At 65.5% G+C, this 26,007-nt stretch carries 37 protein-coding genes; 32 read left to right on the forward strand and 5 right to left on the reverse strand.

The annotated features are described in order from the left end of the window. Positions 1–94: 94 nt before the first annotated feature. The 13 genes from OG300_RS40315 to OG300_RS40375 all read left to right on the forward strand — a co-directional run bounded on the left by OG300_RS40315 (position 95) and on the right by OG300_RS40375 (position 5,403). Positions 95–439: a hypothetical protein gene (locus OG300_RS40315; protein ID WP_405490419.1), complete on the forward strand. Its 345-nt coding sequence runs from the start codon at positions 95–97 to the stop codon at positions 437–439. Next, on the forward strand, positions 436–699 hold the full coding sequence (locus OG300_RS40320; RefSeq protein ID WP_405490421.1) for a hypothetical protein: 264 nt from the start codon (positions 436–438) through the stop codon (positions 697–699). Before OG300_RS40315 ends, OG300_RS40320 begins: the two co-directional genes overlap by 4 nt. Then, positions 696–950: a hypothetical protein gene (locus tag OG300_RS40325; RefSeq protein ID WP_405490423.1), complete on the forward strand. Its 255-nt coding sequence runs from the start codon at positions 696–698 to the stop codon at positions 948–950. Before OG300_RS40320 ends, OG300_RS40325 begins: the two co-directional genes overlap by 4 nt. 5 nt (positions 951–955) lie before the next feature. Continuing rightward, positions 956–1,201: a hypothetical protein gene (locus OG300_RS40330; protein ID WP_405490425.1), complete on the forward strand. Its 246-nt coding sequence runs from the start codon at positions 956–958 to the stop codon at positions 1,199–1,201. Next, positions 1,191–2,234: a hypothetical protein gene (locus tag OG300_RS40335; protein WP_405490427.1), complete on the forward strand. Its 1,044-nt coding sequence runs from the start codon at positions 1,191–1,193 to the stop codon at positions 2,232–2,234. Before OG300_RS40330 ends, OG300_RS40335 begins: the two co-directional genes overlap by 11 nt. Positions 2,235–2,520: 286 nt before the next feature. Then, entirely contained in the window at positions 2,521–2,754 is a 234-nt protein-coding gene (locus OG300_RS40340; RefSeq protein WP_405490429.1) for a helix-turn-helix domain-containing protein, read from the forward strand. Further along, entirely contained in the window at positions 2,751–3,044 is a 294-nt protein-coding gene (locus tag OG300_RS40345) for a hypothetical protein (protein ID WP_405490431.1), read from the forward strand. Before OG300_RS40340 ends, OG300_RS40345 begins: the two co-directional genes overlap by 4 nt. Continuing rightward, on the forward strand, positions 3,041–3,262 hold the full coding sequence (locus OG300_RS40350; RefSeq protein ID WP_405490433.1) for a hypothetical protein: 222 nt from the start codon (positions 3,041–3,043) through the stop codon (positions 3,260–3,262). Before OG300_RS40345 ends, OG300_RS40350 begins: the two co-directional genes overlap by 4 nt. 73 nt (positions 3,263–3,335) lie before the next feature. After that, positions 3,336–3,719 (forward strand): hypothetical protein, encoded by a 384-nt coding sequence (locus OG300_RS40355; RefSeq protein ID WP_405490435.1) that lies wholly within the window; start codon positions 3,336–3,338, stop codon positions 3,717–3,719. Next, positions 3,716–4,096 (forward strand): DUF6221 family protein, encoded by a 381-nt coding sequence (locus OG300_RS40360; protein WP_405490437.1) that lies wholly within the window; start codon positions 3,716–3,718, stop codon positions 4,094–4,096. Before OG300_RS40355 ends, OG300_RS40360 begins: the two co-directional genes overlap by 4 nt. Next, entirely contained in the window at positions 4,093–4,467 is a 375-nt protein-coding gene (locus OG300_RS40365) for a hypothetical protein (RefSeq protein ID WP_405490439.1), read from the forward strand. Before OG300_RS40360 ends, OG300_RS40365 begins: the two co-directional genes overlap by 4 nt. A 256-nt stretch (positions 4,468–4,723) precedes the next feature. After that, entirely contained in the window at positions 4,724–5,032 is a 309-nt protein-coding gene (locus OG300_RS40370) for a hypothetical protein (protein WP_405490440.1), read from the forward strand. Further along, positions 5,029–5,403, forward strand: a complete 375-nt coding sequence (locus OG300_RS40375; RefSeq protein WP_405490442.1) for a hypothetical protein — start codon at positions 5,029–5,031, stop codon at positions 5,401–5,403. The genes OG300_RS40370 and OG300_RS40375 overlap by 4 nt, the downstream gene beginning before the upstream one ends. Here OG300_RS40375 and OG300_RS40380 read toward each other — a convergent pair. The 4 genes from OG300_RS40380 to OG300_RS40395 form a co-directional block, all read right to left on the reverse strand. After that, positions 5,400–5,549, reverse strand: coding sequence for a hypothetical protein (locus OG300_RS40380; RefSeq protein WP_405490444.1), 150 nt, complete (start codon positions 5,547–5,549; stop codon positions 5,400–5,402). The genes OG300_RS40375 and OG300_RS40380 overlap by 4 nt on opposite strands. Before the next feature lie 301 nt (positions 5,550–5,850). Continuing rightward, positions 5,851–6,186, reverse strand: coding sequence for a hypothetical protein (locus OG300_RS40385; protein WP_405490446.1), 336 nt, complete (start codon positions 6,184–6,186; stop codon positions 5,851–5,853). A gap of 18 nt (positions 6,187–6,204) precedes the next feature. After that, positions 6,205–6,387, reverse strand: coding sequence for a hypothetical protein (locus tag OG300_RS40390; protein ID WP_405490448.1), 183 nt, complete (start codon positions 6,385–6,387; stop codon positions 6,205–6,207). A 138-nt stretch (positions 6,388–6,525) separates the two neighbouring features. Then, complete coding sequence (locus OG300_RS40395; protein ID WP_405490450.1) at positions 6,526–6,831, reverse strand: hypothetical protein; 306 nt, start codon at positions 6,829–6,831, stop codon at positions 6,526–6,528. A gap of 226 nt (positions 6,832–7,057) precedes the next feature. On the opposite strand from OG300_RS40395, the gene OG300_RS40400 reads away from it, so the two are divergent. The 5 genes from OG300_RS40400 to OG300_RS40420 all read left to right on the forward strand — a co-directional run bounded on the left by OG300_RS40400 (position 7,058) and on the right by OG300_RS40420 (position 9,085). After that, positions 7,058–7,453, forward strand: a complete 396-nt coding sequence (locus OG300_RS40400) for a hypothetical protein (RefSeq protein WP_405490452.1) — start codon at positions 7,058–7,060, stop codon at positions 7,451–7,453. Positions 7,454–8,005: 552 nt separating this feature from the next. Next, entirely contained in the window at positions 8,006–8,209 is a 204-nt protein-coding gene (locus OG300_RS40405; protein WP_405490454.1) for a hypothetical protein, read from the forward strand. Then, positions 8,196–8,381: a hypothetical protein gene (locus tag OG300_RS40410; RefSeq protein WP_405490455.1), complete on the forward strand. Its 186-nt coding sequence runs from the start codon at positions 8,196–8,198 to the stop codon at positions 8,379–8,381. The genes OG300_RS40405 and OG300_RS40410 overlap by 14 nt, the downstream gene beginning before the upstream one ends. Positions 8,382–8,389: 8 nt before the next feature. Continuing rightward, positions 8,390–8,707 carry a hypothetical protein gene (locus OG300_RS40415; RefSeq protein WP_405490457.1) on the forward strand — a complete coding sequence of 106 codons (318 nt, stop codon included), beginning with the start codon at positions 8,390–8,392 and terminating at the stop codon, positions 8,705–8,707. 72 nt (positions 8,708–8,779) lie between these two features. After that, entirely contained in the window at positions 8,780–9,085 is a 306-nt protein-coding gene (locus OG300_RS40420) for an HNH endonuclease (protein ID WP_405490459.1), read from the forward strand. On the opposite strand, the gene OG300_RS40425 is transcribed toward OG300_RS40420, so the two are convergent. After that, positions 9,048–9,326: a hypothetical protein gene (locus tag OG300_RS40425; RefSeq protein WP_405490461.1), complete on the reverse strand. Its 279-nt coding sequence runs from the start codon at positions 9,324–9,326 to the stop codon at positions 9,048–9,050. The genes OG300_RS40420 and OG300_RS40425 overlap by 38 nt on opposite strands. A 584-nt stretch (positions 9,327–9,910) precedes the next feature. On the opposite strand from OG300_RS40425, the gene OG300_RS40430 reads away from it, so the two are divergent. The 14 genes from OG300_RS40430 (at position 9,911) to OG300_RS40495 (ending at position 25,943) form a co-directional block, all read left to right on the forward strand. Next, a complete protein-coding gene (locus OG300_RS40430; protein ID WP_405490463.1) occupies positions 9,911–10,333 on the forward strand; it encodes a hypothetical protein in 423 nt (140 codons plus the stop codon). Beyond that, positions 10,305–11,936 carry a terminase gene (locus OG300_RS40435; protein WP_405490465.1) on the forward strand — a complete coding sequence of 544 codons (1,632 nt, stop codon included), beginning with the start codon at positions 10,305–10,307 and terminating at the stop codon, positions 11,934–11,936. Before OG300_RS40430 ends, OG300_RS40435 begins: the two co-directional genes overlap by 29 nt. A 10-nt stretch (positions 11,937–11,946) precedes the next feature. Further along, positions 11,947–13,440: a phage portal protein gene (locus tag OG300_RS40440; protein ID WP_405498848.1), complete on the forward strand. Its 1,494-nt coding sequence runs from the start codon at positions 11,947–11,949 to the stop codon at positions 13,438–13,440. Between the two features lie 164 nt (positions 13,441–13,604). After that, positions 13,605–14,831: a hypothetical protein gene (locus tag OG300_RS40445; protein WP_405490467.1), complete on the forward strand. Its 1,227-nt coding sequence runs from the start codon at positions 13,605–13,607 to the stop codon at positions 14,829–14,831. A gap of 80 nt (positions 14,832–14,911) precedes the next feature. Next, positions 14,912–15,463 (forward strand): hypothetical protein, encoded by a 552-nt coding sequence (locus tag OG300_RS40450; protein WP_405490469.1) that lies wholly within the window; start codon positions 14,912–14,914, stop codon positions 15,461–15,463. Between the two features lie 73 nt (positions 15,464–15,536). After that, positions 15,537–16,694, forward strand: coding sequence for an Ig-like domain-containing protein (locus tag OG300_RS40455; protein WP_405490471.1), 1,158 nt, complete (start codon positions 15,537–15,539; stop codon positions 16,692–16,694). Between the two features lies 1 nt (position 16,695). Beyond that, positions 16,696–17,184: a hypothetical protein gene (locus OG300_RS40460; RefSeq protein WP_405490473.1), complete on the forward strand. Its 489-nt coding sequence runs from the start codon at positions 16,696–16,698 to the stop codon at positions 17,182–17,184. A gap of 62 nt (positions 17,185–17,246) precedes the next feature. Next, positions 17,247–17,507 (forward strand): hypothetical protein, encoded by a 261-nt coding sequence (locus OG300_RS40465; RefSeq protein ID WP_405490475.1) that lies wholly within the window; start codon positions 17,247–17,249, stop codon positions 17,505–17,507. Further along, on the forward strand, positions 17,507–17,881 hold the full coding sequence (locus tag OG300_RS40470; protein ID WP_405490477.1) for a hypothetical protein: 375 nt from the start codon (positions 17,507–17,509) through the stop codon (positions 17,879–17,881). Before OG300_RS40465 ends, OG300_RS40470 begins: the two co-directional genes overlap by 1 nt. Next, complete coding sequence (locus OG300_RS40475) at positions 17,878–18,408, forward strand: hypothetical protein (RefSeq protein WP_405490479.1); 531 nt, start codon at positions 17,878–17,880, stop codon at positions 18,406–18,408. Before OG300_RS40470 ends, OG300_RS40475 begins: the two co-directional genes overlap by 4 nt. Before the next feature lie 90 nt (positions 18,409–18,498). Beyond that, complete coding sequence (locus tag OG300_RS40480) at positions 18,499–19,398, forward strand: Ig-like domain-containing protein (protein WP_405490481.1); 900 nt, start codon at positions 18,499–18,501, stop codon at positions 19,396–19,398. Between the two features lie 88 nt (positions 19,399–19,486). Continuing rightward, entirely contained in the window at positions 19,487–19,861 is a 375-nt protein-coding gene (locus OG300_RS40485; RefSeq protein ID WP_405490483.1) for a hypothetical protein, read from the forward strand. Next, a complete protein-coding gene (locus OG300_RS40490) occupies positions 19,768–20,286 on the forward strand; it encodes a hypothetical protein (protein WP_405490485.1) in 519 nt (172 codons plus the stop codon). The genes OG300_RS40485 and OG300_RS40490 overlap by 94 nt, the downstream gene beginning before the upstream one ends. Before the next feature lie 17 nt (positions 20,287–20,303). Next, complete coding sequence (locus OG300_RS40495) at positions 20,304–25,943, forward strand: hypothetical protein (protein ID WP_405490487.1); 5,640 nt, start codon at positions 20,304–20,306, stop codon at positions 25,941–25,943. Positions 25,944–26,007: the final 64 nt, after the last annotated feature.

Genomic DNA, 26,007 nt, shown 5'->3' on the forward strand with positions numbered 1-26,007 from the left:
TTGAACCGCCGCCGGCCGAACCTCGGCGTGGTCCGATCGACTCGGCGATCGCTGCGTTCTTCGGCATCCTGCGATACCGGCGCGGAGGTGGACAATGAGCATCGAGACGATCGTCGCCGTCTTCGTCCAGCTCCACGTCGGCAACCCGGGCTTGGACGGCACCGCGAATCCGTCCGCGATGACCACTCGTCTCGCGGCACAGATCGACAACTCCGGCGAGATCGCCGTGACCGGCCCGTTCACAATGACCGCACGAGAGCGGATCAGCGACCTTTCGTTATGGAGCGCGGCTGTTGCGGGCGACTTCCTTTGGGCTGTCCCGCTACGCACGACACCACATGTGGTCAATGGCGACACCCTGAGCATCGCATCGTTGAGTCTTCCGGTGGGCGTGGTCGGCCAGCTCCTGCTCGACTACTTGCGACAGGAGATCGAATGAGCCCCGAGCAGATCCGTGCGGAGGCAGTCGACCGCCTGGCCCGCATGCAGTTCGAACTCGACAACCCGACCGCCGGTGAGCGGTATGAGGATTGGGCTCCCCAGTACCGGCGTGAGATGGCCAAGTACGTCGATGCCCACGGCGACATGCTGCCGACCGGAGTCGATGAGTATCGGAGAACGGACTACGACGCGCAGGGCTATCCCGTGGTCCATCAGTTCCGGCGATACGTCACCGACTGGCAGGAGGTGACCGAATGAGCCGAGGCCAGAAGCCACTCACCCGTGTGTTCTTCCCGCGCATGAAGGTCCGACGACCACACCGTCGACGGCCATGGATGCTCGCCCTCTACGACGCCAGCTGGCGGCCGTACTGGTACCGGAAGGGCTCGGCTCACCAGCGACCAAGGGGCTTCTACCTCGGCGACGGCATCCGGCCGGAGCTGGCGACATTTGAGATCCCCGAATTCCGTTGGAGCGGCCGGACAACCGCGATTACCGAGGAGGCGTAACCCCGATGGCCGCACGAGAACTGAAACTGCCCGAGGGATGGCCGGACGGCCCGCTGGATGAAGTGCTCGGCGAGCTGGTGCATGCCGCGTTCGTCGCCTGCCGAGAGCCGGGCTCGTTTGTGGCCGAGAGCGATTCACCGGCCAGCACGCGGTTGGACGGATGGTTCGACCTCCGCAACGTCGGGGCTGTGGTTGCTCCACACATTCGAGAGCTCATCAAGATGCAGGAGGCATATCGCGATGGCCGATGAGATCCAGTGCGCCGAATGCTCCCGCCCGGTCGGCGACCACCTGACCCTGTGCATCCACTGCGGCGACCGCCTGCGCGACGAACTCCTCTCCGTCCCGGGCGTTCTCGCGGACCTGGCCACGATGCGCGCCGGGCAGGCGAAGTTCTCGGGCGAGCGGGTCGGTGGCCGCTCCGCCGAGTCCCGGCTGCCCGTGCAGTCGGTCGCCCGCAAGCTCAAAGACCCTGTCGGTGCCGAGCTGACCGGTGACCGCGGCTATCGCCGCGTGGAGGCGGCCGTCTACGGGTGGGCGCGAGTCCTGTCCGAACACCTGCGCACCGAGGTACCCGTCGGTGCGCGTGGCCTGGCGCAGCTGGCCATCAACAACCGCTACAACCCGGCCGACCGCGGCACCAACACGATCCATCGCAGCCCTGACGGCAAGTACGCCCGCCTGATCCGGCACGCCCCCGACGCCCTAGCCGCGCCCGCCACCGCAGTCGAGCAGGCCGCGGTGTGGATGGCGTGCCATCCTCACGAGCTGCGTGCGCATGAGGCGGCACGCGACATGCTCACCGAGATCGCTGGTGCCCTCGAGGAGCTCCGCAAGGTCGTCGACCGGCCCCTCGAACTGAACTACCTGGGGCCGTGTCCAACCTGGTTGGACAGCGGGTACGAGTGTGGCTTCGTGCTACGTGCCGAGCGGGGCCAGACGTCGGTTCGGTGCGGGCGCTGCCGTGAACAGTTCGATGTGTCCGAGCTGCAGGCCAAAGCGCGTCTCATCGCTGAGGACAAGCTGTACACGCTCGCCGAGATGCGTGGCGTCCTGGCTGCCGTCGGGGTGCCGGTGTCGAAGCAGACGCTGCACTGGTGGGCCAACGGGCGCAAGACCGACCGCCTGGAGCCGCGCGGCTGGCAGCATGTCGACGACCGAGGCACACGCATCACCGACCACCAGATCTCCGACCGCGACAAGCAGGTGTATCGACTCGGAGACGCGCTGAAGCTCGCCCAGGGCGACGAGAAGCAGGGAGGATCAGCGGCATGGGCCGGGTAGGCAAGACGGGCAGCGTGGGGCAGCCCTGGGTTGAGATCGAACAGCCCAAGCCCGCGAGAGTCGATGATCGGTACCAGTATTGGACCGAGCCGCCTCCCGCTCGATCGCTGCGGTGTGAGTACTGGGTGCGACAGATCGGGCGCGGCTGGATGCCCAACCGGCGCATATCCGGTGAGTGCTACGACTGCTCGGCTGAGTGGTACGGCGTCTACATCTGGGAGTACTTGAACGTGCTCTATCCGCTCATTTCCGAACGGAGAGAACAGATTCGGGGAGGATCAGCAGCATGAGCGGTGACCACAGCATCGAGAAGACACTGGGCATCGTGATCGGTGAAGCCCGGCAGACCGCTGGCCTCACCATCCAGGAAGCCGCCGACACTGCCGGGATGGACCCCATCGTCTGGCAGATGATCGAGGAAGGGCAATCTCGGATCGACACGCAGCAGCTCGCGTTGATTGCGGAGGCGGTCAGGGTTCCGGCAGAGGATTTGTTGCGGGCGACTGGAGGAATATCGTGACCATCGAGGAGTTCATCGAGGCCCGAGCGACCGCGCGGGCAGCGGACGTCGACACGATCACCTCCGCGCTGTTCCACGCCGAGATGGACCGCCGCGGGATAGGACCGGGGTGCGCCAGCTTCGGCAGCGTCTGGTCCCGCTCCGAACGCACCGCAACCCAGCTGCTGGCCATGCCCTCGACGGCTCGCGAGCTACCCGAATCCGATCAACGTGCCGTGGCCTCCATCTGGTCCGATAACCCCGCCTATCAGTCCACCTGGGCTGTCGATGGGGGAGGATCGAAGCCATGAGCGACCCGATCCCGGCCTTGCTGAGACTCCAAGCGCAGCTATTAGAGATGCATGCTGCGGCCTTGAGGCTCAAGGCTTCGGCGATCGAGTTCAACGCGAGCTGCAAGAGCCTGTACGACGCATTCCAGTCTGGAGTGGATCGGAATATGGCCGAGCATCCCGACATGGCAGAGCTGAACGTCATGCTGGACGGCTACTACGGGGCATCGAACCCGTGACCGAGTTCCGATTCGACGGGTACGCCGACACCGCACCGGATCCCGATGACGAGAAGCAGGGAGGATCAGCAGCATGAGCGGCTGGCGTGAGGGCTTCCACCGTGACGTGCTCACCTGGCTTGCTCGCGTGCCGGCGTCGCGCCCGCACGCAGACTGGGGCACGCCGGCCGAGATCGTCGATATCACAGAGGCGATCAGCCGGGGATTCGGCGGCTCAAGCGTGACCGCTGGAGACGATCCGGCGATCGAGCTCACGATCACCTGGCGCGATACTGAAGGCATCCAGCATGTGATCACCGAGGCCATGACCCTGACGGAGCTGATGAAGGAGCTAACCGGCTGCACGGCGTGTCATTCGGTGGATTGCAGCCGTGTCGAGGGATGCCCAGATTGTGGCTACTGTGCGAGTTGCGGAGTCTGCCATCACGACCCATGCCGGAGTGAGGACGAACTTTGACCATCGAGGAGTTCATCGAGGCGCGGATTGCCGAGGATGAGGACATTGCCGCAGGTGCCGAACAAGGACCGCGGCGCGACTGGGCGGAAGATTACGGGCGAGAGTTCCTGGTGGTTTCTCGCGTCGAAGCTGGCATTCCCGTATGCGACGTCAGGAGCACCGCCGAATCCCAGCACATCGCCCGCCACGACCCGGCGCGCGAGTTGCGCAGTGCTGCCGCATGGCGACGTGTCATGGAATTTGGGGCGGCGCTGATCAGTGCGAGTCAGCAGATCGAGTTCGAGGACACCGTGCTGCTGCCGATTGCCGCTATCTGGTTCGGCCATCCCGACTACGACCGCTCGTGGGCTGCCGATGGGGGAGGATCGGCCATATGAGCCAGCCAGTCGGCTTCTACGATCCAGAACGACCTACCGCGGCCTCTGATATCGCGCGCCTCATCCGAGACCGCGTCCCTGGCTGGATGGAAACATCTCAGGGTGCCGGGCATTGGCGGTTCACCGACCCTGACCCCGACTACACCGGCCGATACGTCGAGGTCGAAGGCAGGGACCGGATCGTGCCAGTGACTGCGGAGCCGATGCATGGCAAACACGTGGGACCGAGCGTGCTCGGTTACTTCAACAAGCTGACGGTGTTCGTAGTGCTGCCCGAGATGAGCGACCGTTCCGACATGTTGAGTGCTCTGGCGGCCGCCGAAGCGATCGACGCACTTCCTGCCGTCGATGGGGGAGGATCGAAGTCATGAGCGAGGAAGATCACTGCCCACCTGGGTTCTCGGAGGGTGAGCTTCGGGTTGATCTCGAAGTGCTGAAATTCGCTTACGCGATCGAGAGGTACGAACGCGACAGCGGAGGATCGAAGCCATGAGCCACTGCGAGAGGTGCATCAGAGCGCAGGACGAGCGCGACCCGCTCGGAGCTGCTGGCCGTCGTCAGATGCGCACCCTCTGGGCGACACTCGCACCGAGCATGCCCACGTGGACACTTCCAGACGATCCGGACGTGGCTATGACGTGCATCGACTGCCCGGCCTGTGGCGGTCACTTCCTGGTGAGCGTGGGTGAGCGCTGGTGCTCGAAGTGCTCGTGGGAGCTGGCTCAGGTCGAGCGCCACGAAGGAGCGCCGGTGGAAACCGGTTGGAAGGTCGGCGATCTGGTGCAGCGCGGGTTCACGATCGGTCGTGTCAGCTATATCGACCCGTCGGGTTTCGTGGACGTTCTCAGCTCCGGATGGACTGTGCGCGTGGACGATCCGCGCGAACTGGCGGTGTACTTGCCGCCGTGGGAACGCGGGGGAGGATCGAAGCCATGAGCGACGAGATGGACCAGGGTGCCGATGAGCTCGATCCCGCCACCGTGATGATGATGCGCCTCAAGCAGGACCCCAGGATGGCAGGCGTCCCCATGTACGTGACCTACGAGGAGCGGCAGTACCGCGAGCACGCCGAGGCGCGGGCCCGAATCGAACGGGCTCTCGTGAAGCTGGAGGCGGGTACCGAGGCCGAGCAACGCCTCGCCGCCTACATGCGCGTCCAGGTCCGTGAGGACGAGGACGCTTGGGCTGACTACGCCGCATATGACGCCGGTTACGCGAGCGAAAACCCGCCACCGCCGCGCAAGACTCGCGGACCCGACCGATCCGGCCTCGAGGTCGCGGTGATCCTCCTGGCTGGGCCGGACTAGCCCTCGCCGCCCCAGTTCGCGGCATTGGCCTCGCGGATCTCGGTCATGCACTGCTCGCACGCCTGACCGCCGCGCCCGACGGGATTCGGCGGCTCGCGGTGGACAACCTCGACGCAGCGGCCACAGAGGAGCGATTCATCTGACACGTCACGGATCGTAGAGCAGCAGCGGCCATGGACACGCCGACTCGCAGCGGCTCCCATAAATCCGCAGGTCAGGTAGTCTGGACCCAAATCCACTGCTGACGACCCGACCCGAAAATCGGTTTGAGCAGGGGTTTTTCGTGGGTGAGGTCTGGTGTCGCAACCGGGATCTACCCCCACGCGCAGCGCGAACCGCCGACGTTCCAGCAGCCCGTCGGCCGGCGCAGTCATCCGAGACCCACATGTTGCCCGCAGCGCTGTGCCTCGGAACCCCGCTGGGGAAGGCTGCGCCGCGCGCTGCGCCTCAGCGTGCCCTGTCCTGAGCAACCAAGGCGTTGCGGACCGTGGACAGCGCGTTGCCCCACAAGCGCCCCACGGCCGCGTAGGACTGCCCGCTGTCGACCAGCTGCTGCCAGGTGTACCGCCGACAGGCCGCCGCCGCACCGACGAGCGCGCGGGCCCGAGCGTCCAGATCGGCCAAGGGGTCGGCATCCTCGGTGGGAGCCAGGTCCGCGGCTGCCATGCTCGCGCAGCGGTCAGCGGCCTCGGCCAGCCAGCGTGCCTGCTGGGCGATGGATTCCCACGGTGTCGGGGTAGGAAGGTCTTCGTTTTCCAGGGCGGCCAGCGGATCGTGTGTCACGGCGGTCTCTTTCGGTGGTCAGCGGGCGTGGCGGGCGACGACGGTCCAGAACTCGGCGGCGTCGACGGCTTCCACGTTGTAGTCGCCGGTGACCTCCCGGATGTCGCTGACGATGGCGTCGATGTCGAACTCGTGTCGGCTGGCTTCGCCGGCCTCGATGGCGGTGATGACTGCATGGCGGGCGTCGTGGTCGGTGAGCATCGGATCTCCTTGGGCGTGTGGTCGGAAGAGGGAAATTTCGTTAGGCAAACGATCGAGTTGGCCTGAGGTGGCCACGGCCGGTGCCCGGTACCGTGCAGGTTGAGCCGGGGCGGCTTCGACCCGCCCCGGCTCGCCAGCTCAGCGCCGCTCGAGGAAGAGGTTGTGGCGCATCGTCCCGCCCAGGATGATCCCGCCCATCCGCGGCTGCCAGTCCAGGAAGTTCAGGGTCTTCTGGTCGGCCTCGGCCCGGAAGTGGACCCCGTCCTGGCCGGCCATGGCGGCCAGGGTCTTCTCCATCAGCCGGGTGTCCACCGCGACCGTGTTGCGCAGGGTCTGGATCCGGATGCCGCCGTTGTACTCCTTGGTGGCCTTGCGGTAGGCCTTGCGGATCTCCTTCTCGGCTTCCTCGATGGTGGTGATGTTCTTGCGGGTCTTGGTGGCCATTTCGGGTTCCTCTCTCGGGGTGATGACACAACTATATACCCTAGGGAACACATTGCGCAAGGGGTTGAGTAGAACTCCCCAAACACGAAGCTAGACAACATCTTCCGGCCACCGGCCGACCGTCGAGAGGACCCGCGATGACCTGTCTCGAAGCCTGGATCAACTCCCTGCTCCACCCTCCGGTGCGCTCGCTGGAGTTCTGGGCACCGATCCGCGTCATCCCGCTGTGAAGCAGTTCCGCACGAAGCCGCTTGAGGTCACCGCCGTCCAATTCAACGGGCGCATCGAACCGACCCGCGAGATCATCGGCTGGATCGTCATGTGCGGTGGTGGGGTGCAGTTCATCGGCCCAGGCGACCCACACCCCATGCGCACACCAGGTGAGCCTGGAGCGGCGTTCCTGGTGCTGGAAACAACCGAAGAACCACGCCGAGTCGACTTGGGCGACTGGGTGATCCGCAACAACAACGCCCCAGGCATCCCCGCGATCCCTACCGACGCTGGGTTCTCCTGCTGCTCTCCAAGCGATTTCGAGCGCGCCTACGAACCTGCCGTGGACGAGTTCCCCTTCACTGGCATCGACGGATCACGTTGGGTGCTGACCGTGCCTGCGGCATGGTGACGGAGCTCGATGCGTAAGTGGTTGGCCGGCCGCCTGATCCGCCTGGCGCACCGCATAAACCCGCCGGATGTCACCGAGCAGCGCGACCGTTCGGCCGCCGAAGCCGTCGTCCGGATGTACAGCGAGACAGGTGCAGGCTGCGACCAGGGCTGGCACATCACACCCGCCGGCGGTGGCAGCTGCGCGTGTGGCGCAAGGAGCACTCGTTTCTATCGCAGTCCCGATGCTTGAGCGCCTGATCGTCTGGCTCAGTCAGCGCCTGGCGCGCCACATCCACCTCTGGTGAGACCCACAAACGTGCTGGTCGCATTCGATCAGCCGGTATGTTCCGCCCGATTCGCCAGGAGAATCCCATGCTCGAAGTAATCGCCACCGCCCTCTGGTCCATCGTCTCCGCCGACGACTTCGCCCTCCCGCGCGGCGCGTGGCATCTGCTCACCGGTGCGCTCGCCGGCAGCGGCTCCCTCTGACCGTGGCCCTGCTGAGCCTCGTGCTCACGCTCATCGCCCTCTACGCCCGCGCACAGGGCACCTGGTAGCCGAGGAGGTGCCCATGCCCGATCCTGCGGCCACAGACTGCGCCGAGCCGAGGTACGCCATAGGCGGCGTGATCACCGGGAACCCCATTGAGCTCATCGGACGCGATCACGGTTGCGGCCTCACCTACACCGCCGAGCAAGTGCAGGCGCTCGGCCGAGACCAGTTCGCAGCCCTGAAGGCGCACCTGTCCAACGGGGGCGACGATGCCCGACCGTGAAGCCCTCGACCGCCACCGCCGCCTGCAGGCGCTCGCCCTGGCCGTCGAGACCCACCACCACGGACAGCCCGACGACGTGCTGTCCGCAGCCTCCAGCTACCTGGACTGGCTGCGCCGCCCCACACCCGCCGCCACGCTCACCCTGCGCGTCGGCAACCCCGAACCCAAGTAGGAGAAGCCATGCAGATCGTCGACACCCAGAAGTTCCAGCTGACCGCCGACCCGCAGGACGCGGCCGGCTACGACGTCGACGCCGCGATCAGCTTCAGCGTCGACAACTCCGCGGTCGCCTCGATCGTCGACGTCACCCTCGACGACGGCACCATCGACCCGAAGAGCAAGTGGATCGTCTCCGGCCAGCCCGGCTCCGCTGTGGTCACCGTGTCGGTGCCGACCAGCGAAGGCAACCCGGACCTGACCGCCACTCTCGCTGTGGACGTCGTGCCCGGTGGTGTCGCGATCGTCAACCTGGTCGCCGGTGACGCGGTCGACAAGTAGTCGCTGTCCCGCACTGTCCCGGTCCAGCGATCGGGACAGTGCGGGGACTACGGCCACGCACTAGGAGCAGCCATGGCTTGGGGCAAAGGCGCCAGCGAACGGGTCGGCACGGCACGACACAAGAAGCAGCGAGCCCGCATCCTGGAGCGCGACGGCTACCACTGCCAGCTGCGCTACCCGAACCGCTGCATCGGCCGAGCCACAGAGATGGACCACCGGATCAACGTGGCCGCCGGCGGAAGTGACGACGACACCAACATGCAGGCGGCATGCCATCCGTGCCATGCCAAGAAGACCAGCAACGAAGCACAGGTTGCACTGGCTGCCAAGCGGGCGAAGCTCAGGCTGCCCGCCGAGCGACACCCTGGGCTGCAGTGAACCGATCTCCGGTGACCGCGATGAACCGGCCTCGCGAGTAGTACGACACCCGCTTACCTACCTGACCGCGTTCCTCATGGCCACGCACGAAGACGTGCAGCCCGCGCCCCGACATGGACCGCTCGATCCACAGCGCGTCACGACCGACCTGCTGCAGCACTGCGACCGCTTCCGGGTGCAGCACACCGGCCGCGTCGATCACCCCGTCGAGGTCCCAGCAGGCCAGCCCGTCGCCCAGCATCACCCCGTTCGGTAGATCCCGAACGGTCGCATGGTCACTCCATGTGCCTGGGTTGGTAGAGGAGGCTGGCCGGCCGTCGGGCTGGGTGGGCCGCTTGCCGTCCCGCGTGGTCCACCGCGGCAGCGACGTCAGCGTCTGTGGCAGTCCCTTCGGCTCGCGGGACTTGCGCTTGCGGCATCGCTGGCCACACACGGAGGGTCGCCGGCCACGACCGGACCAGGTGATCGGCCGACCGCACACGCTGCACTCCATCGGATCAGAATACCACTCTGACCTGGTGATTGTCACGATAAGTAGGGTGAATTGCCCTAGGTTGGCCGCAGAGCGAACAGGGGTCACCAGGCCTCACCGCACCGACGGCAGCCCCACCAGGGGCTCGCTGGCGGCCCGTAACCATGCCGGGGTGGGGTATGCCTCCCTCGGTTAGGCCATCATCCTTCGGGTCACATAGCGCCGGCCGGGCCGTACGGCTCCCGATGTTCGCAGGTCAGGGGCCGCAGCCAAATACGGGGTGCTGGAAAACCGCTGGTCGCACCCAAGTTCCATCCGCTTTTCGATCCGATTTCACGCCGGGGAGGTGTGCGATGCCCGTTCCACCCAAGCGCTCCGATCAACGCCGGCGCCGCAACAAGCCGAAGTTCGAAGCCGAGCACGGCCTGGACACACCAGTCGGTGCAGTCGATGCACCGCCGTTGGACATCGAAGGCCTGCACGAGATCGCCGTGGCCTGGTACGACGCGCTGAAGGTCTCGCCCGAGGGGCGCTACTTCACCGCGGCGATCTGGCAGCGTGCCCGCGTCACGGCGCTGCTGCTCTCGCGGCACCTCTCGGCGGAGCGGACCTCGGCGCAGATGCACCTTGCACTGCAGGCCGACATGCGCGACCTGCTCGTCTCGGCTGCCGACCAGCGTCGCCTCGGTATCGAAGTGCAGCGCCCTCAAGCCGATCTGGATGAGGACGCGGCCGTGGTGCAGCTGAATGAGTACGTCACTCGCTTCTCCGGCTGACCGTCTGGTCACGCTGCCGGAGGAGATTCCGCGGCGGACCCTCGGCTGGGAAGCGATCAAGTGGGCGTCGAAGTATCTACGCCAGCCCAACGGCGACCATGCCGGACAGCGGTTCGAATTCGTCGACAGCCAGATCCGGTTCCTGCTGCACTGGTACGCCGTCGATGAGGCCGGCGGCTGGATCTATCACCACGGTGTGCGCCGGCTGGCCAAGGGCAGCGGCAAGTCGCCGTTCGCCGCGGTGCTGTCGCTGATCGAGCTGTGCGCGCCGGTGCGGCTCTACGACTTCGACGCGGCATCGCCGGGCGGCTGCGTCGGCAAGCCGGTGGCGATGCCGCTGGTGCAGATCGCGGCGACCGCCGAGGCGCAGACGGCCAACACGATGCGGATGGTGCGGGCGTTCGCTCCGAAGGGCTCGCGGGTGTGCGCCGACCACAACCTGGAGTTCGGCCGGACCCGGTACAACCGGCTGCCCGAAGGTGGCCTCGAGGTCATCACATCGTCGTCGAGTGCGGCGGAAGGCGCTGAGGCCACTCATATCACCGGCGACGAGACCGAGTGGTGGGTGCCGGCCAACGGCGGCCCGACGTTCGCGGCGACGCTGCTGGACAACCTCACCAAGTCCGGCAACCGGATGTTGGAGACCTGCAACTCCTGGAAGCCCGGTGTCGGGTCGGTCGCGGAGGATTCGTTCGATTCGTGGGTGGCCCAGGAGGAGGGCCGGTCCCGCAACGACTCGAAGATCCTCTACGACGCAAGGATCGCCCCGGCCGATACCGATATGGCCGACGACGATTCGCTACGCGAAGCCCTCGAGCATGTGTACGGGGACTGCTGGTGGGCGGATGTGCGGCCGATCATGGTGCGTATCCGGGATCTGAAATCGCGCCCGGACGACTCGAAACGCAAATACCTGAACTGGCCGACCGCGCCCGAGGACGCCTGGTGTGATCCGCAGGACTGGGCCAAACTCGCCGACCCCACCGTCGTGGTGGCCGACCAGGAACCGATCGGGCTGTTCTTCGACGGCTCGAAGTCCCGCGACGCCACCGCCCTTCTGGGCGTGCGGATTTCGGACGGGCATGTGTTCACCCTCGGTGTGTGGGAGCCCGGCAATTCCCACGACTCCACGTCGGTGGTGCCGGTCGCCGAGATCGACGCCACCGTGGAGCGGGCGTTCGACCGGTATGCGGTGCAGGCGTTCTTCGCGGACGTGAAGGAATGGGAAGGCTTCACGAAAGTCACTTGGCCGCAACGCTATAAGGATCGGCTGCAGTTGTGGGCGGTGCCGGGCGGGAAAACCCCTGAGCCGGTCGCCTGGGATATGCGCAGCCACTCCTACGACTTCACGATGGCCGCGGAACTGACCGAAGCCGAGATCCGCGACAAAGCCTTCACCCACGACGGCGACTCGCGCACCGCACGGCATGTGCGCAACGCGCGCCGCGCTGACGGCCGCTGGGGCGTCACGGTCAAGAAGGAATCACCCGACAGCCCGGACAAGATCGACGCCTGCGTGTGCGTCATCGGCGTCCGGCACGTGTGGCGGCTGCTGAAAGCCGCTGGCGTCAAGGAGAAGCAACGCTCAGGAAAGGTGTGGTGATGCCGTGACGATGCCTGCTGTGCCGTGGGTTTTCGCCGCGACAGCGTCGCCGGAACCGTTCGGGCTCGACATTGAGCCTGGCGAGCAGTCATTCGCCAACCCAGCTGAGCTGGTGGCCTATGTCGGGAAGTCGCTGTGGCCGGCGTTCGAGGCGGAGCGGTCTCGGCTGCGACTGATCGACCTCTGGTACAAGGGTGATCAGGCCAATCCGAATGTGCCGCGCGGCGCGACATCGGAACTGCGAAATCTGTTGGCGCTGAGCAGGACTCCATGGCTAGGCCTGGTTGTCACGACGATCGCGCAGACCATGTACGGGGACGGGTACCGGTCGCCGGACGCCAAGGGAAACTCGAGCCCGTGGCGTACATGGAACGCGAACAGCTTCGATGTGCGGCAGATCGCTGTGCACCGCGCCGCGCTGGCGTACGGGTATTCGTACACGATCGTTCTCCCCGGCGTCAGTCCCGATGGGGTGAAAACCAGTGTGCTGCGCGGTGTTTCACCACAACGCATGTTCGCCGTGTATGAGGATCCAGCAGCCGACGACTGGCCGATCTACGCCATGAAGGTAGAGCCCGAACGCGGTGGCGTCCTGGATCTGAAGGTATTCGACGACACCTACGTGCACTACCTGACTCGCACCAACGACGGCGTGAAGTGGCTGAAGTCCGAAGGCCATTCGGCGGGTGTGTGCCCGGTCGTGCGGTACTGCAACCAACTCGATCTGGACGGCCGCACCCCAGGTGAAGTCGAGCCATTCATTCCCGTGGCGTCCAGGATCGATAAGACCGAGTTCGACCGCCTGACTGTCCAGCACTTCAACTCCTGGAAGGTCCGCACCATCTCCGGGATGGCGAACTTCGCCGAAACGGACCAAGAAGCGAACCTCAAGAAGCTCAAGCTGCGTCAGGAAGACTTCCTCGTCTCCGAGGATCCGGACACCAAGTTCGGCACCCTCGACGAAACCAACCTCACCGGGTTCATCGCCGCAGCCGAAGCCGATATCGAAGCGCTCGCCGCGGTGGCGCAGCTGCCGAACCACCTGCTGACGGGAAAGATGGTCAATCTCTCGGCGGAAGCATTGGCAGCCGCCCGGGCGCCTCTGACGCAGAAGGTGTACGAGCGGCAGGTGGCGTTCGGCGCCGCGCACTCGCAGATGCTGCGGCTCTCGGCGAAGCTCGAAGGCGACCTGGACGCGGCAAACGATGTGATGGCCCGCATCACCTGGCAGGACGTGGAAGTCCGGTCGCTCTCGCAAGCCGTCGACGCACTGGGCAAGGCTGCGCAGATGCTCGGCATCCCACGCCAATACCTGTGGGCGCGAATCCCGGGCGTCACCCAAGCCGATGTCGAAGAGTGGGCCGATCACGCGCTCGATGACGACCCGCTGTCGAAGTACTTGCGCAGCCAGTCCGATATCCGTGCGACCCCGGCCGGCGCCGACTTGGTGGCCAAGGATCAGGAACTCGGCGTCGCCGCACCGGAGATCCCCGCCGCGCCATGACCGCCCCGCCCCAGACTCAACAGCAGCAGGATTCGCAGAAGCAGAACTCGAACGAGCGGAAGGCGAACGGGCAGGACTCGCACCCGTTGGCCTGGCTGGCTGCCTGGTTGGTGCTCAACCATCAGGCCGAGCAGCGGGCGATCGCCGCCGGCGTCGTGACCCGGTTGGCGCCGCTGTGGAAGATCCTCGATTTCCACGACCTGAAAACCAGCCAGGTCCCCTGGATTCAGGCCACCCTCCCGGTGGTCGAGGAAGCCTACAAAGCCTCGCAGCGGGCAGCGCAGCAGTTCGTGATCGACTACCGGCACGCGAACCTGCCCGCCGCTCCCGAACTGACAGCCCTCACCGGAACACCGGCCACGACCACGACCGAATCCGCTGCCGCGCAGCAAGCGGCCGCAGACTTCCAGGCACATCTCGCTGCGGCACTCGGCGGTACACCCAGCCCGCCGTCGACTCCTGGGACCGCAGCGGCCTCGCCGGAGAACGTGGTCCCGGAGGCTTCGCCGGTGCCGGAAGCCCGCCGTGCGGTGCCGAAGGTTATCGAGGACACGCCATTCCAGACGACCGAGTCCACAGCGAGCTTGCTGGGGACCGGCCCGGGCGAAGTGAAGAAGCAGATGCCCGCGCCCGAAGAGCAGGCGATGGACGCCGGCCGGGTGCTGTCCTCGAAGGTCGCGATCCGCATCGCCATCGACGGCGGCCGCGCGGTCGTACGCCGCGCAGTCGACCTCGACCACGAAGCGGTCGGGTGGGCGCGGGTGCTGAACGTGGACCCCTGCTACTTCTGCGCGATGCTCGCCAGCCGCGGCGCGGTCTACAAGCACACCAGCTTCACCGGCTCGAACAACCTGTTCGAAGGCGAAGGTGTCGCGAAAGTCCACGACGCATGCCGGTGCGGGCTCAGGCCCGTCTACAGCCACAGCGATACCCGCGACCCCACCTCGGAAGCGTTGTGGGAGCAGTGGAAACAGCACTCGCAGGGCTTGCCGTCGAAGGAAGCGATCAAGGCGTTCCGCAAGAACTACGAAGTCCCCGACGTCCCTGATGCTCCGCGGATCGACATGCATTCGCTGCTGGTGCAACGCAACGAGCTGCTCAAGGACGGGTTCTCCGCGGACTCCGATCAGGTCCGGTGGATCGACCAGCAGATCGCCCGCTTCGGCGCGATCCTCGGCAACACCGACGTGATTGCTTCGACCGGCCGCGCCGCTTCCCCCGCCCGTGCGGCGAAGAAGACTGCCGAGTCGGCAGCCGACGTCGCCCGGCGGCAGCTGCCCGCACTGGAGAAGCTCGCGGAAAGCCTTATCGCACGCGGGTTTTCCGAGAGCTCACCGCAGGTGCAATGGAACCGGAAGCAGATCGCCCGGCTCAAAGCCGCACTCAAATAGCTTCCCACCGCCTCGGTGGATGCGCCCCGTTCAGCGTATGGACGAATGCCGCAGGGCTCACTGAATGAAGGAATCGAATCATGACTGATCCGATCGAAGACCCCACTCCCGCAGAGCCGGAAACGCTGGCACCGCAGGAGGATTCGCAGGAACCCGAGAAGGAGACTGCGCCGCAGTTCACTCCGATCACTTCCCAGGACGCACTCGACAAGTTGATGGGTGCACGGCTGGCGAAAGTACGAGCGCAGTTCGCGGGAGCCGAGGACTGGAAGGCGAAAGCCGCCAAGTACGACGAACTCGAGGACGCGAAAAAGACCAATGAGCAGCGCCTGACGGAGCGATTGCAAGCGCTGGAGACCGAGAACAACACGCTCAAGCTCGGCCAGATGCGTGTCCAGGCTGCCAGGGATGCGGGCTTGCCCCCGTCCTGGGCAAAGCGCCTGAGCGGCAGCACTCCGGAAGAACTTGCTGCGGACGCGGCCGATATGGCCGAGGACCTCCCCAAGTCAGAACCCAAGACGCCGCTGACCCAAAAGCCGAAGGAATCCCTTCGCGGCGGCGGCCGGCCGGACGAAACACGCGACGACGAAATCGACATCGACAAGATCATCGCCAAAATCCCGCGCCGCTGACCACCTTTCGCGCCACCTCTGTTCGCCATGAGCAGGCCGACGGTGGCCTTAGAACCTCTGAAGGAGGTAGATCATGGCGAATAATTTCGAAAAGCCGACGATCATCAACCGGACTGCCATCGGGCTGCTGCTGCGTGAGATCGTCCTGCCCGGTGTGGTGTGGACGAACGGCATCGGCGACTTCGCTGGTGCGTTCAATGACACCATCAATCTCCGCATTCCGGCCCGTGCGACCGCCCGCAAGCGCGCCCTGCGCGGCACCGGCAGTGATCGGAACATCACGCTGGACACCCTCACCGAGCAGGTGGTGGCTGTCCAGCTGACCGAGGACGTGTACTCGGCCGTCCCGCTCACCGACGAGGAACTCACGCTCGACATCTTCGATATCGGCGATCAGGTTCTCACCCCGCAGATTCGGGCGGTCGGCGAGCAACTCGAAGACGACATCGCGGCCATGATCCAGGGCGCGGCCTATCAGACAGTGGTGCGGACAGGCACCGGCGACGGCGCCACCTGGGATGCCTATATCAACGCCCGCAAGGCGCTGAACGTCGCCAATGTGCCGATGGCGAACCGGATCCTGATCGGCGGTCCCGGGTGGGAAGCGGCACTTCTGAAGGATCCCCAGTTCGCACGGTTCGATCACAGCGGCGACCAGAACAACACCGCACTGCGGGACGCGATGATCGGCCAGATTGGCGGCACCACCTTCGTCACCTCGAATGCGCTGCGCGAAGGCGAGGCGTACCTCGCGCACAAGTCGGCCTACGTGTTCGCCAACCGCGCACCGAACGTCCCCCAGGGCGCAGCATTCGGCAACAGCCAGTCGATGCAGAACCTCGCAATGCGATGGATTCGGGACTACGACCCGACGACACTCACCGACCGTTCGGTGATCAACTCGTTCGCTGGCTACCAGGCGATCTCGGACCCTGTGGACGGGTTTGTTCGCGGTGTGCAGTTGCTGCTCCCGGTCATCAGCATCGAGGTTCTTCCCTCGACCGCGGCGATCGTCGGCACTGCCACGCACCAGCTGAAGGCGTACGACTCCAACGGTTTCGACGTCACCACCGCCGCGACCTGGACCTCGGCGACGACCTCGAAGGCCACGGTCGGGGCCTCCACCGGTCTTGTTACCGGTGTCGCCGCAGGCACGTCAGTGGTCACCGCGACCTACACCCCTCCGGGTGGTAGCGCGCTGACCTCGACCTGCCTGGTGACGGTGTCCTGATATGACCCTGCCGGACATCGCTGATGCGTCCGCGCTGCAGACACGACTGGGCTTGACCCTCACCGGGGCCGACCTCGGTCGCGCCGCGGCGGCCATCAGCGATGTCTCGGCCCTGGCCCGGTCGATCGCCGAACAATCGTGGCCGGACGCTCCCGTCGGTGTCCCGGATGACGTGGTTGCCGTCGTGCTGTCGGGGGCGCGGCGGATGTACGAGAACCCGGGAGGGTTCGTCTACGAAACGATGGGTCCGATGGCGGCGAGCCGTGCGGCCGCCACCGTGACCGGCTCTCCCTTCACCGCCTCCGAGATCGCGATTCTGAAGAAGGCGCGCCCCAAGGCCGGTCTCTGGACGCTCGGAACCACGCGCGGCCACCACGACTGGGAGACGGGATTCGTGGCCGACGACCGACCGGGCTCTGACCCGATCGCCTGGTACGCCTCCACGGATCCAGGATTCGCCGACGCCGACCACTATCCGGGGCCGCTCTGATGTGGCACGGCGATACCTGGACCTTCACCAGGCCCGGCACTCAGGATCCCACTGGGGATACGTTGCCCGGCTCCACGTTCACGGTCGATGACTGCATCTTCTGGAGCGATTCCGAAGAAGTCACCGACTTCCAGCGCAACACCGTCGTGGCCCACGGGATCCTCGCACCACCCGACACGGCAGACGTGCGGACCTCGGACCGGCCGACCTCACCGACCGGCGAGAAGTTCACCATTGTCGGCCTCTCCCGCTGGTCAGGGCCGCACCCGCTCACCGGACGGCTGACCGGCCGACAGCTGTTCCGGGTGAAAGGGGTGACGTAGTGGACGACGTCAACATCCCCAGCCGCCCGAATCCGTTCATCACGCAATGGCTCGTCTCGCCCGAATGCCGGGCCATGGTGTTCGAGTCCGCTGAGCTCTATCAGGCGCTCTACCGGGAGATAGTCGCCAAACGCACGGGCGAGCTGGCCAAGTCGGCGCACGTCTCCACCGACCTCGAGGGCGACCGCTGGGTAGGGGTGATGACAGTCGGCAGCTCGACCGCCTACTACGCGGGTTGGCATGAATTCGGTCTGACCGGTGCCGACCACGAAGCGCCACGACGCGATGCGAACACCGCCCGCGAAGTGTTCAGCGAGGTCCATAAGGGAGCACACGACCTCAACAAGATCCTCAACATGATGGGATCCCTGTGAGCCTTCGGTTCCCGGACTGGTGGGAAGGCGGATTTCCGGACCGCGAGCTGGTGGTCCTGGATGCCCTGCAGCCGATCCTCGACCTGGTCGATGTTCTCGACCAGAACGGTGATCCGGTACTCGACAACGGGCAACCGCGGCGACCGCTGGCCTGCACGTGGCTGCCGGCGAAATACACCGAGCGGCTGCCGCTGGTGCGGATCTTCCGTGGCGGCGGTGCTGCGGATGTCACGAAGATGGTGGATCCGGCCGCTGTGCAGGTCGCTGTAATTGCCGAGACCCGCACGGACTCGTGGGCGTTGATGGAGCTGTGCCGGCAATGGCTGCTGTCGTTCAAGAACGGCGGCACCGTGATCCGCGCGGACTCATCCAAGACCTTCATCGACTCGGTCGAGGAACTGGTAGGGCCACAGCAGTTCCCGGAGCTCTCGCCCGAGGAACGGCTGGTGCAGCTCAACTTCCGTGTGGTGTGCCGCCCATCCCGTCCGCGCACGGACTACGCCAAGACCCGCGAATCCCTCTCCTGAACAACAGCTTTCACTAAACGCGCGCCCGCCCGGGGCGTGTGTCATCTCGCGATGCCCGCACCCCGGGCGACCCTCTGAAGGAGGACAGCAATGACCGGAACCGATTTCGCTACCGACGTCCGTCAGGGCAACCCCGATCTTGAGATCGCGGTCCTGGACTGGGCGGTGTATCTGGCCCCGAAGGGGACCGCCATCCCGGTCGACTTCACCGACAGCTCCGGCCTCATCGTGCCGTTGGATGCCGCGTACATCCCGGTCGGCAACCTGGACAAGAAGGCCGGCACCAAGCTGGCCACGGCGATCAACTCGACCCCGGTCGACACCTACGGTGAGCAGTCGGCCTCGCGGATCATCCGCAAGGACCGCACCACCACCGTCGACTTCACCGCGCAGGAAACGTCGATGATCACCGCGGGCCTGTACTGGGGCGCCGATTTCAGTGACGTCACCGCGGACGGCACCACCGGTGAGGTGCACCTGGTCATTCCGGAGACCGCGTTCAATATCGAGTACTCGCTGGTCATGATCGGTGTCGACGGCGAGAGTGGCAGCGAGATCTACACGATCATCGACTCCGCCCGCGCGACCCTGTCCAAGTCCGGTGACATCACCTACAACGACGACGGCATCGCGATGTACCCGGTGACGCTGACGTTCCTCAAGCACCGGACCCTCGGCTACGCGACCCGTATCACCTACGCGGGTGCGGGCTGGAAGCCACTGGCCGGGGACGCCGGGTTCCACCCGCCGGTCACCAGCATCACGGTGACCCCGTCGACCGCCACCAAGGCTGCGGCCGCGACCCAGCAGCTGATGGTCGTCGACAACAACGGCGTCAACGTCACCGCCCTGGCCACCTACGTCTCGGGCACTCCGGCGAAGGCCACCGTGTCCTCCACGGGTCTGATCACCGCGGTCGCCACCGGCTCCTCGGTCATCACCGCGACCTACAAGACCTTCACCGGGACCTGCACGATCACCGTCAGCTAACCCATCAGACGCCGTCCACGCCTCCTCCTCCCCGGCGGGCGTGGGCGGCTTTCACATGCCGGGGATACATGCCGGGGAGGCAATTCTCATGGTCGAACGCAAGACGCCAGCCACCAAGCCGCGAGGCGACGTCGTCAAGGTCGTCGCAGCCGCCACGCCGGAGCCGGTCGGACGGTTCTATGACCTGCAGAAGGAAGTAACGGCACCGAAGCCGTACGTCCTCACCGACGACATCGTCTTTCCTGCGCTGACGCGAGGTCAGATGCTTGCGGTCAACGACGCCTCTACCGAGGAGGCGGTACACCGGGCGGTTTTCGGCGCGCACTACGACGCTGTCAACGCCCTGTACGAGAACCGGCCGGTCGCCGAATGGCGAGCATTCGAAGCAGATTTCAACCGGCACTTCTTCGGCCCCAGCGCCGAGGAGGCGCCGGGAAAATCCGAGGAATCCTCCGACTCGTAGAGGAACGCTGGGACGAAATCGAATGGGACTTCCAGGAGATTCTCGGCCTTGACGCGCTCGATTGGATACGAGGACTCAAGCCTTGGCCGCAGTTCTTTCGCTTCGTCAGCAGAGTTCAGCAGATCACCGGCAGCGCTTGCCATTCCGTGCTCCTGACTGATCCGGCGCTCGCCGAGGCCGCGGCGAAATTGCCGAAGTCGAAGAATCCTCCCGCGTTCCGGTTCACCGCCGAGCTGCACGCATTGCGTGACATCGCGGACCTGCAGATCGCCCAGTTCGCGAAAGACCCTCGTGCGTCGATGCTTCCGCGCCCTCTCACCGGCGCGGATGTCCTGGGGCTGCAGAAGCGCCAGGCCGCGATGAATCGCCTGGTCTCGGTCTTCAGCCCCACTCACGTCGACCTCACGCCGAAGTTGTCCGCCTAGCCGCAGAGAGGAGGGTCATGCCTACGTACGATGCCGGTACCGCTGCGATCAAGATCAAACCGAATTTCACGAATTTCGTGAGAGACGCTGAGACCGAACTGAAGTCGATGGACTTCAAGGTCGACGTCACCATGGGTCTCGACACTGCGGCAGCCCGGACCGAACTCGACGCCTTCCGCGCTGAAGCCAACCGCAACGCGAGCATGCGGGTGAATGCGGATACTGCCGCGGCGCGAACCGATGTCGACGAACTGCGTCGCGCTGCGTCCCGGAATGCGTCGATGCGCGTCAACGCCGATACCGCAGCCGCGCGGGCACAGATCGAGGCATTGCGTCGGGCCGCGGGCGGTAGTTCGACCATTGCCCCGACCGTCAATGGGTCCGCCGCCAAGGCATCAGCCTCCAAACTTGCCGGAGACATCAGATCGGTTCTAACGTTGCAGGCCAAGGTGGTTGGCGTCGTCGGTGCGGCCGGTGTGGTCGCCGACCTGCTCGCGATCGCCGGGGCAGCGGCGAAGGCCAGCCATGCGTTGGCGCTGCTGCCGGCGATCGGCTTCGGTGGTCTGGCTGGAATCGGGTCCATCGCAACGGGATTCAGCGGCATCACGGGCGCGTTCAAGGCGTTCGGTGAAAAGTCCTCCAGCAGCGGGTCCGACGCGGGTGAGGCGATCGACAAGGCCAACGCGGTCACCGAAGCCCAGTACGCGGTCGAGCAGGCAGATCGGGCGGCGACCACCGCCAACAAAGACTTGGCCAACAGCTACAAGGATGAAGGCCGCGAGCTCCGCGACCTCAACGACCAGCTCGAAGACCAGAAACTCAGCGTCGAAGACGCCACCCTCTCGGTCGCCGATGCAGCCAAGAACCTCGCTAAGGTTCAGCACGATCCGACCGCGGATGCCGATGCTCGCAAGCGCGCGGACCTGTCGTATCGGGAGGCGGTGCAGCGGCTCAAGGAGCAGCAGCAGAAGACCTCGGATCTCAAGCAGGACACCGCCGAAGCCAACGCAAAGGGGATCGACGGCAGCGACAAGGTCACTGCCGCTCAGCAGAAAGTCACCGAGGCCACCCACAACCAGATCAAGGCGCAGCAGGAGCTGGAGAAGGCGCAGCGCGATCAGGCGAAGGGTTCCTCGAGCGACTCCGCCCTGAACAAGGCGCTGGCGAAGTTGTCGCCGAACGCACGCGACATGGTCGACCAGATCCATGCGCTGGGCCCGGCGTGGAAGGACGCGCGCACCGCCGCGCAGGACGCCCTGACCAACGGCATGGGGACCGCGGTCACCACGCTCGCCACCGTGCAGCTGCCCGGGCTCAAGGCCGGGATGGTCGGGATCAACACGGCCATCAATACCGGGTTACGTGCCTCGATCACCGAATTGTCCTCGGAGACAAATAAAGCCGATTTCAAGACGTCGCTGGCGAACGTCTCGACCGGATTCCAGAATGCCGCCAAAGGTGCTGCGCCACTGACGGATGCGCTGACCAAGCTCGTCACCGTCGGCACGGACTTCCTGCCGAAGATGGGCACCGACTTCGCGAAGTTCGCCACCGACTTCGACAACAAAGTCCAGGTCGGTGCCGCGACAGGGTCATTGAAGACCTGGATCCAGGAGGGCATCGACGCCGCTCACACCTTCTTCGGCATCCTGAAGGACACCGGTTCGATCATTGCCAGCGTCTTCCGAGCGGCCGATGCGGGCAGCGTCAGCAAGTCGCTGCGGCAGGCTACCCAAGACTTCGCCGGATTCCTGAAATCCGCAGACGGACAAGAGAAGCTGAGTTCGTTCTTCGCTCAGGCGCGCGCCGATCTGGACCGGATCAAGCCGCTCTTGGCGGACCTTCCGAAGCTGCTGTCCGGGGTCTATCAGGGCTTCCAGACCTGGAGCAGCATCGCGACCCCGTTCCTCAAGGCCGCCGCCGACCTGCTCAGTGCTCACCCGGGCTTGGTGCAGGGCGCGGTCGTCGCGTACCTGGCGTTCAAGACGCTGGGGCCGATCTTCACCGGCGTCCGAACCCAGATCTCCGACACTGGCAGCACTCTCAACACGATGCGCGGGTACGTCAACAACGCCCGGACCGGACTGAACAACTTCGGCACCGCGGCGCGCAACGTATTCACCGCCAACGGGGGCGTCGCCAACGTCGCTGGCATCGGCCAGGTGGCACTCGGCCGATTCGGTTCCGCGGTGCAGCAACTCGGCACCCACGTCCCAGCAATCTCGGGCATGCAGACGGCCTTCCTGAATGCCGCCTCCGGCGCGTCCTCGTTCAGCCGAACCGCAGGAACGCTCGCCGCAGCGGGCAGCGGGCTGAGCTCGATCGCTAACGGCCTCCGGACCGCCGGGGGCACTCTGAAGTCCGCAGGCGCAGGCTTGATGTCGGCGCTCGGTGGACCGTGGGGGATTGCGCTCGCCGCTGGCGCGGCCGCCTTCCTGGCCTACCGGTCGGACGCTGACCAAACCCGCCGCGTCCAGGACGCGCTCGCCGACGCCGTCGTCAAGGGCGCGAAAGCCCAAGACACATTCCGCAATTCGCTGGAACAGTCCAACGGCGCGCTGACCACCAGCGCGAAAGAGGCAGCGTCCGCGCTGACTACCGCGAACCTGTCCGGCATCACCGATGTTGCGAACTCCGGCCACACGGCATGGAGTTCGTTCCAGAAGAAGGTGTTCACCTGGAACGCAGACGAAGTCGACAAGCAGTACGACTCGGTGCAGCGTGCCATCGACCAGAACAACACCTTCAAGAAAGTGCTGCGCGATCAGAAGCTGGAGATGTCGGACGTCGGTACCGTCGTCGCTGACGGAGGATCCGCGTACGACAGCCTGATCAGTGCCCTGCAGCGGACCGGCAGTGCTGGCTCGGATGTTGTTGCGTCTCTGAAGACGACGCGCGATGAGCTCGTTGCGTCCACGCAGCAGGCCCTGGATACGACTCCGGGGTTCTCTTCGCTCACCGAGTCGGTGAAGACGCTCGCTGATGCTTCGGCATCCAGCACGGACAAGCTCAGTGCGATGAAGGCCGCGCTGGATGTGTTGGCAGGCAAGTCTCTGGACGCCCAGGACGCGATGGCCCGCTACAACGACCAGGTCCGCCAGACCGCCGAGCTTGCCGCGCAGTGGGATCAGAGCCAGGGGTTCGGCGACAAGTTGCTGGACGGCAGCAAGATCGACACCACCACGGCCAATGGCCGCAAGCTGTACGACACGCTGAAGCAGATCCGCGACACCACCGCAGACGCCGCCCTCGCAGGCAATGACCTCGGGCCGGTCCTCGACAAGAACAACACCCAGTTCGGCGACCTCGCCCGGGTGACCGGCCTCGACGTTCAGACGATCAAGGACTTGGCGACCGGAATCGGCTACCTGCCCAAGGACATCAAGATCCTGGCTGGTCTTCAGGGTGCGACCGATGTCAAGCAGCAGCTGACCGTGATCAATGAGGAGCTGAATACCAGCAAGGATGGCGTCACGATCCCTACGGATGCCCTGACCACCGAGACAAAGCAGAAGCTCAAGGACCTGGGCGTGTCCGTCGATGACGTCTCCGGCAAGAAGGGCGAGATCCATGTCGTCGCCCAGACCGACGAGGCCAAGAAGCGACTTCAGGACCTGATCGACACCAAGTTGCCGGACAAGACGCAGGCGATCAACATCGACTGGAAGCTGCCCGACAACGCATCTCCTGTGGCCATCATGCTCCAAAAGGCGCTGACCGATCGCGGTGTCGTTGTGCCCGGCCATGCCGGCGGCGGCCAGCTGCCCACTACTGGCCCCGGCACCGAGACTCGTGACGGGATCCTCGCGGTCAACGCCGCGGGAATGCCGGTCGCGCGTCTGGACGGCGGGGAGTGGGTGGTCAATAAGAAGTCGTCGAAGAAATACGACGCCGAGTTGGCGCAGATCAATGCGGGCACCTTCCGCCAGCTTCCCGCCCACGCCGACGGCGGTGTCATCGACGACAAGACCACCACCCCAGCCACCACCGACACCACGAAAACCACCGCGGTCTCGCACGTCTCCGACCTGATCTCGTACGCCCAGTCACGCGACGGCAACCCCTACACGCCAGGCGGGGCCGAGGACTGCTCGGGCTACCAGTCCGAGCTCGCCAACGTATCGGTCGGCCGCGAACCGAACTCGGGCCGCTTCTCCACCGCAAACGAGGGCGAGTACCTGTCTGCGCTCGGATTCAAGACCGGTGTCGGCAACAGCAGCACCTTCCGGATCGGCTGGGTCAACGACGCATCGATGGCGGCCGGTGGCCACACCGCAGGCACTCTCCCGAACTCGGTGAATGTCGAAAGTGGCGGTGCCACTTCGAAGGTCATGTACGGCGGCCAGGCCATCGGCGCCAGCGACAACCTGTTCAACCAGCGCGCCTACCTCGTCATGGACTCGGCTGGCGGCAGCGGCGCGTACGTGCCGGGAACCTCGACTCCGGGCGCGACGACCTACAACACGAATACGACCACGGTCACGAATCCGCAGGCCGCTCTGCCTGGGAAGGTCACCGATACCCAGCTGACGATCACCGAGGACAAAGCGGCCGTGGACACCGCGAACTCGGAACGCAATGCGGTGTACGCGAATCCGGCCTCGACTGCTCAAGACAAGACGGCCGCCGACATCAAATACCAGAAAGCGCAGAACGCATTGGAGTCCGCGCAGAAGAAGGACGACAACAGCAGCTTGTCGCTGAAGGGCATCTTCACCAAGGCCGCAGGCTATTTCGCCGACGCGATCCTGAGCGGGTTCGGCCTGGAGAACTCGATCTTCAGCGAGAACAACGTCTACAACAAGGCCGCCACCTCGCTCTACGACCACTTCAACACCGGCACCTCGACCGGCGGCTATTCGTATACGCCGCAGAACCTTCCGACCGTGGTCACCACGTCGACTCCACAGTCCGACGCGACGGTGACCGATCCGGCGCTGGCTACCCAGGTGCCGGGCGCGGACACCTCGACCACCGCGACGACAGGTACGGGAAAGGTCTTCCCGGATGCGGTGGAGAAGTGGCGGCCCGCCTTCAAACAGGTGCTGTCAGCGCTCGGCAAGCCGTCCTCCTGGCTGGAGCCGGGTCTCGCGCAGGCGCAGTCGGAATCTGGCGGCAACGAGAACGCCCGCAACGACAACGACCCCGATGGCCAGGGCGGCATCCAGACCGTGCTCGGCCTGATGCAGATGCGCGAGGACAACTACCAGAAATACCGCTCGGCGCTCTACGGCGGTGGAATCTTCGACGGCGCATCGAACTTCGCGGCCTCGGTGAACTACACAGCCGACCGCTACGGCGACGCCACCACGGTCTGGGGTCAAGGCCACGGCTACGCCGACGGCGGCCGGATCACCGGTATCGGTGGTCGGCGTTCCGATGGCGTGCCGATCTGGGCCAGCCCGGACGAGTTCGTGGTGAACGCCTACGACGCCACCCGCAACAGCGACGCGCTCGAAGCCATCAACGCTGGACGCTGGTCTCCTGTCAGCCTCGACCCCAGCCAGCTCCGCAGCACCAACTCCTCGAATAGCGGAGGGACACAGCACATCACGAACATCAATGAGCCGCGTGTCGCCGATGTGCGAGACCTCGCGGACCTGGTGGAGCGGCAGGCACACATCAAGTCCATGGGCCAGCTGGCGGCGGTCGGGTGAGCGACCATCTCGCGATCCGGCTGATCGGCAGATCGGGTCGGGTCTGGACGATCTCGGGGCCCGG

It is taken from the genome of Nocardia sp. NBC_00511 (assembly GCF_045161165.1).
Lineage (GTDB): Bacteria > Actinomycetota > Actinomycetes > Mycobacteriales > Mycobacteriaceae > Nocardia.